Below are 14,097 nucleotides of genomic sequence, written 5' to 3'. Positions count from 1 at the left end.
CGAACACCCGACAAACTGTGTGAATTCATTAAAGCGAACTAACGATGAAATATGAAAACACTGTTTGCTTAACTCTGAAACACCGTCATGGCCGGAGCTAAAGAGCATGTGTTTACTTTTTTAAGTCTTGAATATCATTGACGTAAAATCCACCTTCGCGAAGTTCGTACTTAACGTCATTGCCAATCACATCGATACCGTAACGTTGGCCCCATGAAGAAGATTCGGTTACGGGGTTCTGACGTTTTTGAAAAGCCGGTCTTGGATCAAGTTCAATGATATCGATAATCAACGCGCGTAAATTACTTTCGCCCATTGGATCACGCTTTAAAATTTCTTTCTCGGCCTCTTCAGAAAAAATAACCGGAAACCTTGGAATAGGTTCAGACGCCCACCCCGCTTTTGCATCAGGAATTGAATCGGCGTACGCGATGTAAGGCTTGATATCTAAAACCGGAGTTCCATCTACAAGATCAACACCACCAACATGAATCTCAGGCCCGCCACTGGCTTCTAAATCAATTTTTTCAATCACGACAGCAGAAATACCAATCGGATTCGGACGATGCGGAGAGCGCGACGAAAGAACGCCTACTTTAACATTTCCGCCCAATCTTGGCGGACGAATACTTGGCTTCCAGTCTTTGCCACCATGATCGTGAAAAACAAAAACAATCCAAATATGCGAGAACTCTTCGAGCGATCGAAGAGCAGTTTTCAAATCCGGATCAGGGTTAATTTTAATAACCCCTTTAGCTTGCGTTGCAAGACCAGGCTGGCGCGGAACTCCGAAGCGATCTTTGAACGGAGTTCGCACCACACCTATCGCAGAGAATTTAAATTCTTCTCCGAGTGGTTTCATTATCTTGGTAAGTTCATCACACCAAGTTTAAGCACCTGACCGTCGATGTCAGATGTTTCGGTGTGTTTACCTTTAGGTTCTGCTGATAACGCCAGGATATTTAAATTTTTCGTCAGTGTTTCACTGACGATCATATCTTTATGCGCGTTCAAGGCTTCAAGTAAAGCGCCATCACATGCGATTTCAAGCGTGATCTTATCATCCATTTGAAAATCTGCCGTTTTACGGGCTTGCTGGATCTTACGCATGATCTCGCGAGCTAAACCTTCACGTTCTTGCTCTGGAGTTACTGTAGGATCAACTTCAATCGAAACAATCTGATGCACAGAAAGATTGGCGTTATCACCTTTAGGTGCACGACGGATTTCAACATCAGCTAATGTGATCTCTTCGCCTTCGATTGTCACTGTACCGCCGCTTTCAAGCTTTAAGATGTTTTCTAATGACAGCGCCATGATACCAGCGCCCACAGACTTCATCTTCGGCCCAAGGCGTTTACCTAGTACCGGGAAGTTTGCTTTAGCCGTCACTTGAACAAATTGATCTTCATTAGGGTTGTAAACCACTTTGCGGAAGTTCAACTCGTCAACGAAGTAAGGTTCAAACTTCTTTAAAGTTTCAAGTAAAGCTGCACTTCTGTGGATGATTTTAATTTCATTTAACGGAATCTTCGCTTTTACACCGATTTTTTCACGGTGATTACGGCCTAACGTCACTAACGTATCCATCGCTTTTACTGCTTCTTCTAATTCAGGACGAAGCATTGATAGATCGGCCACCGGAAAAGATTCTAAGTGCACAGAGTCTTTCTTGTCTTTTAAAACCTGCGCCAGATTTTTGTAAGTGACTTCCGACATAAACGGCGCAAACGGCGCCATTAAACGCGCTAAGGTCACAAGAACTTCATGTAAAGTCTCGTAGGCGTAACGTTTCGTTTCAGGCATGCCGTCTTGCCAGAATAGACTTCTGTTAAAGCGGATATAGGTGTTCGTTAAATCTTCGATAAATTGCAGTAAGTGTGGCACAACGTTGTACAGACGGTAAGCGTCCATCTCTTTGTGCGTGTTTGCTATCAGACCGTTTAATCTAGATAAAACCCACTGATCTAAGATGTTCGGCGATTGCTTCGCATCACCTTTAGGGATAAAGCCGTCGATATTGGCGTAGTTGGCAAAAAACGAATACGAGTTCCACCATCTAAGCAGGATCTTACGAACGATATCGTAAACGCCTTTTTCAGAAAATTTTAACTCCTGCGCTTTTACGACCGGCGAATCGATTAAATATAAACGTAGAGCATCGGCACCATGCTGATTTAAAACTTCCATCGGATCAGGGTAGTTTTTTAACGACTTAGACATCTTACGACCGTCTTCAGCCAAAACTAAACCGTTCACGACTACGTTTTTAAACGGCGCCTGGTTAAATAACGCTGTCCCGATGATTGATAAGGTATAAAACCAGCCACGCGTCTGATCTAAACCTTCTGCGATAAAATCGGCAGGAAAAGCTTTTTTGAAATCTTCAACCGAAGTTTCAGGATAACCCCACTGCGCGTATGGCATAGAACCTGATTCAAACCAGCAATCCAGAACACCATCTACACGTTTAAGTGGCGATTTACCTGTCGGCGATGGAATGGTGATTTTATCAACGAACTCAATATGCAGATCATCGATCTTCTGACCTGACAGTTTTTCTAGTTCTGCACGCGAGCCGATACAGATCACTTCACCTTCTGAATTTCTCCAGATCGGAAGCGGCGTTCCCCAGAAACGGTTACGCGAAATCGCCCAGTCACGAGCACCTTCTAGCCAATTACCAAAACGACCGTCGCGCAAGTGATCCGGAACCCAGTTAGTTTGTTTGTTATTGGCAATTAATTCTTCTTTGATTTTTTCAACAGCCACAAACCAGCTTGATACCGCACGATAAATTAACGGCGTATCTGAACGGTAGCAAAATGGATAGCTATGCTGAATGGTATCTTGCTTAAATAATTTTCCCTGTTTTTTTAGATCAGCGATAATATCTTTATCGGCATCTTTTACCCGTTTACCGGCGTGATCAGGAACTTCAGCTGTGAACATACCATCGTCATCCACCGGATTAACCATCGGAATACCGGCTTTAGCACAAGCGTAGTAATCGTCTTCACCAAACGCTGGCGCCATATGAACTACACCAGTACCGCTTTCAGTGGTTACGTGATCGGAAGGAATAATGCGGAATGCGCCTTTATCTGCGCGATCAGCAAAGTATGCAAATAGCGGCTCATAAGATAACCCAACAAGTTCTGAGCCCTTCATCATCTGAATAACTTCAACTTCATCAGCCGGTTTTTTCCAAACTGAACCAAGTAAGGCATTCGCCACAATAAGTTTTCTGCCGGTCGCTTTTTCTAAGACTTTTACGTATTCGATGTCATTACCAACAGCTAGAGCTAAGTTAGAAGGTAATGTCCAAGGCGTTGTTGTCCAGGCCATTACAGCCGTATCCGGAGTATTTAATAATTTAAACATCACCGTGATCGCCGGATCCTGAACCATTTTATAATTCTGATTGGCTTCAAAATTTGAAAGTGACGTTGAGATACCTACTGAGTACGGAACGACTTTGTAACCTTCGTAGATTAAACCTTTATTAAATAATTGCTGGAATACCCACCACACCGATTGCATGAATGAAACATCCATCGTGAAATACGGGTTTTCCATATCGACCCAGCGGCCCACACGGCGAACCGTGGTTTTCCACTCGTTCGAATAACGTTTTACAATCGAGCGGCAAGCGTCGTTGTAATTGGCCACACCCATTTTGAAAACGTCTTTGCGGCTTTCAATTTTATGCGTCTTATTGATTTCGTATTCAACCGGAAGACCATGACAATCCCAACCGAAACGACGAGGCACAGTGTAACCCTTCATTGTCCAGTAACGAGGAACCACGTCTTTGAGCACGCCGGCAAGTAAGTGGCCGTAATGCGGAAGACCGGTTGCAAACGGAGGCCCGTCGTAGAAGCTGTAAGTTTTTTTGCCTTTTGGATCTAACGAGCGCGCAAAAATTTTCTCCTGATCCCAGAAGTTAAGAATGCCTTCTTCTTGCTTGGCAAGATTGACATCGGGTTTAACGGCTGAGTACGGATTTGAACGTGTGTTTGCATTTGTCATAGGTCCTTAATATTTAACAGGTTTTTAAGAAACTTGACACGATTTGGCGTTGCGTCAGCTGTTAGTCTTTAAACTCGATCGAGTCAAAAATTTTATAGACATCGTTTTCAGCAAACGCACCTTCGGGAAAAATCGCAATAAGCATATACAGGTTCTGACCGCGCACAATATAAGCCCCACGAATAAGCATTTTTTTACTTTCGACGGTGGTATTGTAGATGGCTATTAAACCCTCGTAAGGTTTGTTTTGAATCGGCTCAAAGTTAGGCACCGGCGTGGTATCGCCATAACCGCGCGCCATAGAATTGATCGAGCCGGTGGCAGCTCCATCTACAGAAATATTTGCCTGATCGTGGTAAACAATTCTGGCTACACCCAGTTGAACATCGCCACTTTTAATGGCCCGCCACTGCTGAAATTCTTTGATCAATACATCAACTTCCGGCGGATAATCGACCGGCTCAGGATCAGTTTCGATTTTAAACGGCGAGGTAAAACTTAGTTCTTTAAACTGAATTGGCTGCCATTCCATCGCAGGCTGATTATTATCTTTGATATTTTTAAAATACGAGCCCAGTAACAGACCGACTAAAACAATAACAATGGCACGGACAGCTTTACTGTTCATTACTCGGTCACACGTTTAACGCCGATAATACCTTTGATTTTCTGTAACGCTAATATCGAGTTGGTTAATTGGGTTAAATCTTTAACTGAAATCTCAAACACACAGACCGCTTTTTTATCGCGGGTAGTTCTGATCTGGGCTGATTCAATATTAATCCCCTGGGCTGAAAAGGCCTCTGACATCAGTTTTAACAATCCTGGCACGTCTTGACCGATCACTTCCAGGCGCACTGAACGCTCTTGTCCTTCGCCTGCGGATTTTGTTGTCCACGCCACATCTACCCTGCGCATCTGATCTAATTCAAACACCTTATGGCAATCACTTCTGTGAATCATGATCCCTTTACCGCGTGAAATAAATCCCGAGATCGGATCACCCGGAATCGGCGCGCAGCACTTGGCAAAATGCACTAACACATCATCCATACCGTCAACAGAAACCAGAGAATTGGTTTTACGTTTTTTCGATTTGGCCGATTTAACGACTTTCTCCATGAACGATGCCGGTTCATGTTTAGCTTCTTTAGCATCGGCAATTTTCTGCTGCTCTTCAGGAACCAGGGCAGAAATCAAATGACGCGGTTCAGTTTTACCGTAACCGACTTTTACATACAGATCATCAACGTCAACCACACCCGCTTCGCGGATGTACTTATCAAACAGATCCCCTTTTAAATAGCGGGATGCAGCCATGCCGAATTTGCGAAATTCTTTTTCGACCAGGTCTTTACCCATAGCGAGTGCATTTCGGCGCTGCTCTTCTTTAACGAACTGGCGCACTTTTGATTTGGCTTTATTGGTAACAACAAACTTTAACCAGTCTTTCGAGGGCGACTGGGTTTTAGAGGTTAAAATCTCGACACGATCCCCGTTTTGCAGGGCATGTTTGAGCGGAACCATACGCCCGTTTACGCGCGCACCGGTGCAGGTATTACCTAAATTGGTGTGAATCGCATAGGCCAGATCGACCGGTGTTGAATTTTCCGGAAGTTCTTTTACATCTCCACGCGGGGTGAACACGTAAATATCTTTTTCCATCAAATCAGTCTTAACGGTTTCTAAAAACTCATCCGATGATTCTGACTGTTGGTGCAATGAAACTAACTCACGAAGCCAGTTGGCCTGCTGTAATTTATCACCGGTTAGGTTTCCGCGCTCTTTATAGTTCCAGTGTGCGGCGATACCTTTTTCAGCGATCAAATGCATTTCTTCGGTACGGATCTGGATCTCGATACGATCACCGCCCGGGCCGATCACGGTGGTGTGCAGTGACTGGTAATTATTTGATTTCGGCATGGCGATGAAATCTTTAAAACGCCCTGGAATCGGTTTCCAGATCGAGTGGATATAACCAAGCACTTCGTAACACTCAACCACACTGCTCACGATAATACGAAACGCCAACACATCGTAAATCTGATCGTAATCAAGATTACGCGATGTCATTTTTCTGTAAACCGACCATAAGTGCTTCGATCGGCCGTAAATTTTATAATTTTTAATTGTCGACTTGCTCAAAACCTCACTGACATTTCTTTTTACTTCTTCGATGTAGCGGTCAGTGTCTGCTTCTGTTTTTTTGATCAACTGAACAAGTTCATAGTATTTATCAGGGCGCGAATATCTAAAACACAGATCTTCTAATTCGATCTTTAAAGCACTGATACCGATACGGCCGGCCAGCGGGCAGTAAATTTCCAGGGTTTCTTGTGCGATACGATTTTGTTTTTCGTACGGCATGTGGTTAAGCGTGCGCATATTGTGCAGGCGGTCTGCAAGCTTTACTAAAACGACGCGTACATCTTTACCCATCGACACGATCATCTTACGGATATTTTCGCCCTGCTTTTCAAAGCTGTTACGAAAATTCATCTGACCGATTTTAGTTACACCATCAACTAAGTAAGCTACCGTTTCGCCGAATTCACGCTTAATATCATCTAATGTAACCGCGGTGTCTTCGACAGTGTCGTGCAGTAAGCCGGTCATAATGGTATCTAAATCGAGTTTTAAATCAGCCAGGATTCCGGCAACTGATAACGGATGGGAAATGTACGGCTCACCCGATCTGCGCAGCTGTCCCTCGTGGGCTTTCTCGGAAAATAAATAAGCCTTTTCCACGATCTGCAGATCGGCCTGTGGGTAATAGGTTCTGATTTTATTTAAAAGGTCTTCGACGGTTTTCACCGGCTTCGTCGGTAAACGATCATCAAGATGTGAAGTCGGAGAAGAAAAATCAGCCATCGTGGTAAAGCACCTCGCCCTATCCAGATATTTTAAATGAAAAAACCCGCCTTGTGAGCGGGTTTTTAACAAAATTTAACTGATTCGGACCTAGGCCTAAACAAACTATTTGTTTAAATCTTTCAACATGTCTTCGCGAGCCATCGTCTCGTCAACTTTCGTGTCGAAAACGACGTTACCGATCGCCACTTCACGAAGAGAGTTAACGATGTATTTGTTGTTACGAGTCGCAACCGTGCACTCGCCGCCTTTAAGTAATTGCTTTGCGCGTTTAGCTACTAATAAAACTAAAGCAAAACGGTTAGGAACTTTATCTAAGCAATCTTCAACGGTTACACGAGCCATGGGTGGACCTCCGGTTTAAGTAGTAAGTTGTACCCTTAACTTAGTGATTTTTCAAGGAATTAAGCTAGCCAGGCGTCTACGATCTTCTTAAATTCGGCAAAAGAGCGCTCAAAGTCGTCATTGACGATTCTAACGTCAAATTCATGGGCCTTAGCCATCTCTTTTTCGGCATTTTGCATGCGCACTTCCAGGTCAGGCGGCGGATTACCGTCACGCTTGATAACGCGGCGTCTCAACTCATCCAGCGACGGCGGCAAGATGAACACAGTTTTCGCATCCGGGTACTTGCTTTTAAATGTCGCAACACCCTGGATATCGATATCCATGATAACGACCTTGCCGTTATCCCAAGCGCTTTGTAACTGCTCGTACGAGGTTCCGTAATGATTGGTGTGAACCTTAGCCCACTCGATAAAGAAGTTTTCCTTCTTTTTTTGTTCAAAGTCTTCAGCGCTGATAAAGAAGTAAGGTTTACCCTGGCTTTCGCCGGTTCGCATAGAACGCGTGGTGTAGGTAACTACGTCGTGCAAACGTTTATCTTCAGCGGCCAATTTTTCCACAAAACTACTCTTGCCTGCTCCGCTTGGAGCAGCCACGATGATCATTTTTGTAGGAGTGGCTTTGCTGCTGTTACTGCTGTTCATATCTACTCTATGTTTTGCACCTGTTCTCTGATTCTTTCGATAAGTGTCTTAGCTTCTACAACAGATTCGGTGATTCCTGCAACCTGACTTTTTGATCCGATCGTATTAACTTCACGCAATAATTCCTGTGTGTAAAAATCAAGCTTTTTACCTTCGACAATAGAGCTTTCAATCAGCTTTTCGAAGTTCTTTAAATGCTCTGTTAAACGGATCAATTCTTCATTGATATCAGCTTTCTCGAGCTGAATAACAATCTCCTGTGAAATGCGTAAAGGATCAACTGATTGGCCGACCACTTCTTTTGGCAAACGAGATTTAATTTTTGCCTCGAACTTGTCCTGTAAAATTTTATTCGCATCATCACGTAATTTAGAGATTTTTAACACGTGTTTTTGCAGATCTTTTAAATTTTTAGACAGGTCTTTTTTAAGTGCCCCGCCTTCACGGATTTTTTCTTGCTCAAATTTTTTTAAAGCTGCTTCGAAAGCTTTTTTAAGCAAAACCACTTCCTGCGGGTTTAAAGTATCGACTTCTTCCATCACGATCACATCGTTTTGGCGCGAGATCAGGTCAAAGCGGATAGCCTCGTTCATCTTTAAATCTTTGGCTAATTTCTTGAACGATTTTAAGTATTCTTGCGCCAGACGCGTGTTGATCACGATTTTGCCGGCGGTGTGGCTCGCTTTGAGCTTGCGGGAAATGTAAATATCAATAGTTCCGCGTAAAGCGTAAACCTGCAGCCTTTTTTTCAGGTCGGATTCAAAGATAAAATAAGGTTTTGGTAAGTGAAAACGGGTTTCTAAAAAGCGACCATTAACCGCTCTGATACTGATCTCTAATGCTACTTCATTGGTTTGGGCCCGGCAGAGTCCGTAGCCAGTCATGCTCTTCATTAATCAATGATAGTGCGCTTAACACTTAAGCGTCAAAGTTAGTTTGCTAAGAAGTCCTGAACAGCCGACTCTATGCCCCCGTAATCAGGGGTAAAAACATCCGACCAAAGTATAGTCGTATCCCGCTTAAACCAGGTTTTCTGTTTTTTAACCAGCTTCATCGTCGCCTGGGTGATAGCCGCCGGCAATTGCTCGCGGGTCAGCGCTCCCTGTAAATAGGCTTTCGTTTCAAGGTAGCCTACACTGGATAACGGCGCCCAGTTTTCATAGCCCTGACTTAAAAAACTTTGCGTCTCGCTGATAATACCCTCTTCAAGCATTTTTAAAGTGCGGGCATGCACGCGGTTCATAAATTTTTCTTTAGCCGAAGCCTCAAAGGTTAAGCCGATTTTCATCGACGGATACGGCAGTTTATTTTTATTTTCTGCGGCCGCCGCACCTTTAGAAGCTGCCGATTTAAATTCAGACATCTTTAAATTAAAAGCCCGCTTCACTTCCAGGGCGCGGCCTATGCGGTAATGATCGTTCGGGTGCAGTTCGGTGTCGGGATCAAAACTTTTAAGTTCGGCAAACATTTTTTCACTGCCGAAAGTTTCAAAATCACTTAAGACTTCTTGTTTAATTTCTTCGCTGACTTCAGGCAGATCGTACATGCCTTTTTCCAGCGCCTGAATATAAAATCCCGTGCCGCCGACCACAAAAATCGGCGTACTGACGTTACCTGACTCAATTAATTCATAAAAATCACGGATATACTGGCCGGCCGTCATCTCCTGCGGCGCTTTCACATAAGAAAATAAATAATGCGGAACCAGTTTTTTATCGGCTTCACTGGGTGCCGCCGATCCGACGATCAGCCCTTCGTAAAACTGCACACTATCAATATTGATGATGCAGCCATTAAACTTTTGCGCCAAATGCAGCGCCAGCTGGCTTTTGCCTGAGGCTGTAGGACCCACGACAAAGATGACTTTGGTTTGTTCTCTCACAGGGTACGACCAAACTGCTTTTCAATGTCCGAAAAATTAAACTCAATCGACACGGGTCTTCCGTGCGGGCAAAACGAGGATAACGGAAACTCATCCATTGCTTTTAAAAGTTCTACCATTTCTGCCGGCGACAGACTCTGCCCGGCGCGCACCACCGAATGACAGGCCATCGTGGCAAACAGATCGGCGATCGATTTTTCTAAAGAGTAACTGCCGCCGTAATCAACGAGATCAGTGGCCATCTTATCAAAAATTTTCGGCAATGCCGCTTCTTTAACAAACAACGGTGCTGATTTTACCCCGATCACCGTAGGCCCGAGGGATTCAATCTCGATTCCCATTTTGGCGATGTTTTCACTCTGGGCCAATAAGGCCTCGGTTTTTTCCGGAGATAAATCAATCGCCAGCGGAAACAGAAAATCCTGCTGGTCGATGGCTCCGCCCTTCCACTTACGCATCAGCTTTTCAAAAGCCACACGTTCATGGGCTGCATGCTGATCAACTAAAATCATCCGGTCATGCTTCTGGCAAACTAAGTAGGTTAAATTAAGCTGTCCCAAAACCTGCAGGCTTGACCAGTAGCCGCCGCCGGTCTGTGCAACCGCCAAATCTTCAACAGGCGTCGAATCAACTTTTAACTGCGACAGCTGCTCAAGCACACTTAACTTGGTTTTAAACTGTGTGTTTCCTAACGACGATCCCAGATCGGTAAAGCGGGTCTGATCAGAAACCTGCATGGCCGGAATTTCACGTACAAAAGACTGATAACTTGCTCCCGCCGGTTGTGCCGGAGCTTTGTTATCACTGTTTGCTGGCGAAACTTTCGGAATCCACGGCGCTAATTCTAAGCCTTGTCTGACCGCCCCATGCACGGCACGAAACGCCTCTGAAGCATCCTGAAACTTAACCTGTGATTTTGTCGGGTGAATATTTACATCGACTAAATCCGGCGCACATTCAAGGTCAATCACCACCTGCGGGTATTCCCCATGCATCAGCAGGCTGCGGTAAGCTTCGGTAATTGCCGCTTGCAGACCGCGATCCTGAATCCAGCGCTTTTGCGCAAAGATCCAGATATTTTTTGAGGTCTTAGCCACATCATGCGGTGATGAAAAATAGGCTTTAACCACAAATGATTTATAGCGGTTCTCCTGAATATAGATCTTATCTAACCCCAGCACCTGCGAGGCCCGCACCGACAGATCTTGGGCCGCTGGCTGTGCCTTAAAAAACAAATCCAGCTTGCCGTTTTCGATCAGTTTAAACTCAACCTGCGGGTACGCCAAAGCAAGTGCACGGATCACATTGCGGATCTGCGCAAGTTCGGCAGAATCAGATTTTAAAAATTTTAAACGGGCCGGAACATTCTCAAACAAAGCGTCCACAATAAGCTGGGTGCCCTGATCGATCGATGACGGCATGACCTCACTGATCAAGCCGAAATCGGATTTAATCTGAAAACCCGACTTCGCATTTTTGCTTTTACTCATCAAGGTCAGTTTTGAAACCGCAGCCACTGAGGCTAAAGCTTCACCGCGAAAACCATAGGTTGATAACTTCCAAAGATCGTTGGTTTGGGTGATTTTACTGGTCGCATGACGTTGCAAAGCTAAAGGCAGATCTTCTTTAACGATACCATCGCCGTTATCGGTGATCTTGATAAATTTACCGCCGAAGTTCACATCAATCTGAATCTGCGTTGAATTAGCATCAAGTGAGTTTTCAACAAGCTCTTTCACAAGATGTGACGGACGTTCGACCACTTCACCAGCGGCAATCTGATTCACGACATCGGGAGACAAAACCTGAATATTATTCATGCGAGGATTCTAATCAGGGCGAATTACAGTTTCAAGAAATTAGAATAAGAAACCGACGCCGAAGCCGCCGTAGCTCTCTTTATCCCAGAAATAACGAAGGCCTAAATCCATCGTCACGTAGCGGCTGTGAAGCATGATACCAAACTGAAAATCCAGGCCCGCCGTCAAATCCTGCAGGTTATATTTGCTCTGGGGGCGTAAGGGCGCATCCGAAATGGTAAAATTTGAATAACGCAAAAACGGACCGGCCCCGTAGCGCAGCGAAGTGTTTGAATTTAACGCAGAAACATTCGAAATTCCCGCACTGCCCCAAATTACAGCACCAGAGGTCTTAGCGCCGGTTTTTTCTTCGTAATAATCCGGAGGCTGGGTTGCCACCATCAAGTCATAGGCTAAGCCTGATTGGTAGTTACCCTGCATCGGCTGAAAACGAAATCCGTAAGCGGCAAGATCAGAAATCTGGCTGCCTCCCATCGTATCTTCACGAAAATTAATTAACGAAAAAGTAACCCCTTTATAGTTAATATTCGGATTTTCGGTATCTTCAGACGGATCTTCATCATCTTCGTTTTTACGCTGGGATTTTTTACTTTTCGGATCGATCTCTTCACCGCGAAACGGCGTCTCTTTCACGGTACCGATACCTTCGATATATACATCCGTATCAGGGATATATCCGATAGTGCCATCTTTAAATTTAACCTTGTAAAATGCGCCACCGTATATTTTTTTTGAGACTAAAAAAGTTTCATCCGGATCCACGCTACCGATAACCTGCGCATCAAAATCCGCTTTTCCATACACATCGGTATCGTTATTAATTACACGGCCTTTGTTTTGCGCGAAAACACAACTAAATGAAAGAAGAATAGAAATAAAAACCAGTGAAGCTATTCGCATCACCGTAATTATTAAATCAACAGATTATCCACGCAAGGATAAATTTTCACCACGGCGGTTATTAGGTGATTCAGAAGTGGCCTGCGCGCGGCGCGTAGCTAAATTCAGAGCCGGCTTTAATAAAAACTCCGGGCGCTCTGAACGTATTTTCATAAATTCTTTAATCTTAGCACCGGCAAGTTCCGGGCTGCGCACATAAATAACGGGATCAAATCCGCAGTGCTGACACACCATCGACTGGCGCCAACGCAGTTGGGTGGCCGTCTCACCGACCATCAGCAAAGTGCCTAAAATAACAAGCCCGCGGATATCCGGCTGGTGCCAGATGGCATAGGTCATCACGTAACTTAAGACCACCATGCCGACGATAGCTGAAAGACTCATGTGCTTACTCGCATAAACCTTGCGGGTATTCTTACAAAAAGCACAGTAGCAGGATTTACGGTTTTGCATTTGAATCATATATTTCTAGTTTGCCAAAGATCAGGATTATTTTCTATGCTCTAGACAGCCTGTTTAAAGGATTAGCCCTAAGACCTAAGCGAGACTATGAAGTTAGAACTAAAACCAAACTGTTTATTGACTAAACGCCCTCTGATACTGGTCTCTGGTCCAAAGAGCATCTTTCATTATCAAAAACCCTGGGGGGATCTGCCTGAGGTCCTGTACGAGCATGGCTACCGCGTATCTGTCATGCAGCTGCCGTTTAACAATAAATCCTTACGCCAACAGGCTTTTACAAACCGTCTGTCTGAACTTGATAACACCCATATCATTATCGACGAACAAACCTACCAGGAGTTTTCGCAGAGCCTGAAACTGGTAAAAAATGCGACCATAAATATTATCGGCGAAACTTTTAAACCGAACTACCGCACAAGCTCACTTTCATACTCACTTCACCGGTGCTGGCTTAAATACTTGGGTTATTCGGTCACTGATCCGCAGAATCTGTTCGTAAATGCCGGCAAAGATACCTGGTATGCCTTTATAGATCACTGCGTGAAGCTGGCAGAACTTGATTTCCTGTCTGAATAGGTGCGATAATTTCATTCATGAGAGAAGTTAACCCCCAGATGAACCCGCAGAAAACGAACGTAAGAGAAATTCTTCATTACCTTAAAGAGTTCGTTAAAAATCCCGTACTTAAAATCACAGAAATTCCGTCTTGGGACTGGATGTCTCTTATCGTCGTACAAATTACTTTCGCCGTGGTCTCCGGCGTTTTAGCCGGTGCGATCAAACTGAATCTGTTGCGCGCCCTTTCAGGTATTTTTCTAATGCCGATCGTATCGACGGTCTCAAGCATGTTACTTACGACATTTTTCTATTACTACTTTCAGTTTTTTGAAAACCGCACCGAAAGCTATCGCCGTCTTTTCGCGTTTGTAACACTGGCGTCGATTCCTTTCTATATTTTTCAGATCGCCTCAGAATACTTTCCGCCGGTCACGTTAATCGGCTTTGGTTTTACCAGCTTACTGTGCGTGGTGGGGTTAACAGAAAACTTTCAGGTCGACCGTAAACGTTCGTACCAGATTGCGGTCTTTCTGTACTTACTGGTATTGGCAACCTGGTTATTAAATAAATATATTTAATTTAA

At 44.3% G+C, this 14,097-nt stretch carries 13 protein-coding genes; 2 read left to right on the top strand and 11 right to left on the bottom strand.

Going from position 1 to position 14,097, the window contains the following annotated elements:
• Positions 1-112 precede the first annotated feature (112 nt).
• The 11 genes from tsaA to AC04MM_RS02610 form a co-directional block, all read right to left on the bottom strand.
• Positions 113-862 (bottom strand): tRNA (N6-threonylcarbamoyladenosine(37)-N6)-methyltransferase TrmO, encoded by a 750-nt coding sequence (gene tsaA / locus AC04MM_RS02660; RefSeq protein WP_475378765.1) that lies wholly within the window; start codon positions 860-862, stop codon positions 113-115.
• On the bottom strand, positions 862-4,032 hold the full coding sequence (ileS, locus tag AC04MM_RS02655; protein WP_475378764.1) for an isoleucine--tRNA ligase: 3,171 nt from the start codon (positions 4,030-4,032) through the stop codon (positions 862-864). Before ileS ends, tsaA begins: the two co-directional genes overlap by 1 nt.
• Positions 4,033-4,093: 61 nt before the next feature.
• Entirely contained in the window at positions 4,094-4,660 is a 567-nt protein-coding gene (locus AC04MM_RS02650; protein ID WP_475378763.1) for a hypothetical protein, read from the bottom strand.
• Positions 4,660-6,903 carry a RelA/SpoT family protein gene (locus tag AC04MM_RS02645; RefSeq protein ID WP_475378762.1) on the bottom strand — a complete coding sequence of 748 codons (2,244 nt, stop codon included), beginning with the start codon at positions 6,901-6,903 and terminating at the stop codon, positions 4,660-4,662. The genes AC04MM_RS02650 and AC04MM_RS02645 overlap by 1 nt, the downstream gene beginning before the upstream one ends.
• Positions 6,904-7,008: 105 nt before the next feature.
• Positions 7,009-7,248, bottom strand: a complete 240-nt coding sequence (gene rpoZ, locus AC04MM_RS02640; RefSeq protein ID WP_475378761.1) for a DNA-directed RNA polymerase subunit omega — start codon at positions 7,246-7,248, stop codon at positions 7,009-7,011.
• A gap of 59 nt (positions 7,249-7,307) precedes the next feature.
• Complete coding sequence (gmk, locus tag AC04MM_RS02635; RefSeq protein WP_475378760.1) at positions 7,308-7,892, bottom strand: guanylate kinase; 585 nt, start codon at positions 7,890-7,892, stop codon at positions 7,308-7,310.
• 2 nt (positions 7,893-7,894) lie between these two features.
• Positions 7,895-8,785, bottom strand: a complete 891-nt coding sequence (locus AC04MM_RS02630) for a YicC/YloC family endoribonuclease (protein WP_475378759.1) — start codon at positions 8,783-8,785, stop codon at positions 7,895-7,897.
• A gap of 38 nt (positions 8,786-8,823) precedes the next feature.
• A complete protein-coding gene (miaA, locus tag AC04MM_RS02625; protein WP_475378758.1) occupies positions 8,824-9,774 on the bottom strand; it encodes a tRNA (adenosine(37)-N6)-dimethylallyltransferase MiaA in 951 nt (316 codons plus the stop codon).
• Positions 9,771-11,594, bottom strand: a complete 1,824-nt coding sequence (gene mutL, locus AC04MM_RS02620) for a DNA mismatch repair endonuclease MutL (protein ID WP_475378757.1) — start codon at positions 11,592-11,594, stop codon at positions 9,771-9,773. Before mutL ends, miaA begins: the two co-directional genes overlap by 4 nt.
• 39 nt (positions 11,595-11,633) lie before the next feature.
• The gene (locus AC04MM_RS02615) at positions 11,634-12,494 is read right to left on the bottom strand and encodes an SH3 domain-containing protein (protein ID WP_475378756.1); all 861 of its coding nucleotides are present in this window, start codon (positions 12,492-12,494) and stop codon (positions 11,634-11,636) included.
• A gap of 24 nt (positions 12,495-12,518) precedes the next feature.
• Positions 12,519-12,956, bottom strand: a complete 438-nt coding sequence (locus AC04MM_RS02610) for a hypothetical protein (protein ID WP_475378755.1) — start codon at positions 12,954-12,956, stop codon at positions 12,519-12,521.
• An 87-nt stretch (positions 12,957-13,043) separates the two neighbouring features.
• Here AC04MM_RS02610 and AC04MM_RS02605 point away from each other — a divergent pair, with 87 nt between their 5' ends.
• Together AC04MM_RS02605 and AC04MM_RS02600 are read left to right on the top strand one after the other, a co-directional pair.
• Complete coding sequence (locus AC04MM_RS02605) at positions 13,044-13,532, top strand: hypothetical protein (protein ID WP_475378754.1); 489 nt, start codon at positions 13,044-13,046, stop codon at positions 13,530-13,532.
• Between the two features lie 17 nt (positions 13,533-13,549).
• Positions 13,550-14,092 carry a YIP1 family protein gene (locus AC04MM_RS02600; RefSeq protein ID WP_475378753.1) on the top strand — a complete coding sequence of 181 codons (543 nt, stop codon included), beginning with the start codon at positions 13,550-13,552 and terminating at the stop codon, positions 14,090-14,092.
• Positions 14,093-14,097: the final 5 nt, after the last annotated feature.

This window comes from Bdellovibrio sp. SBM16 (genome assembly GCF_056175625.1).
Note: the sequence above shows the minus strand (reverse complement) of the source record. Positions and strands in the feature narration are given on the sequence as shown.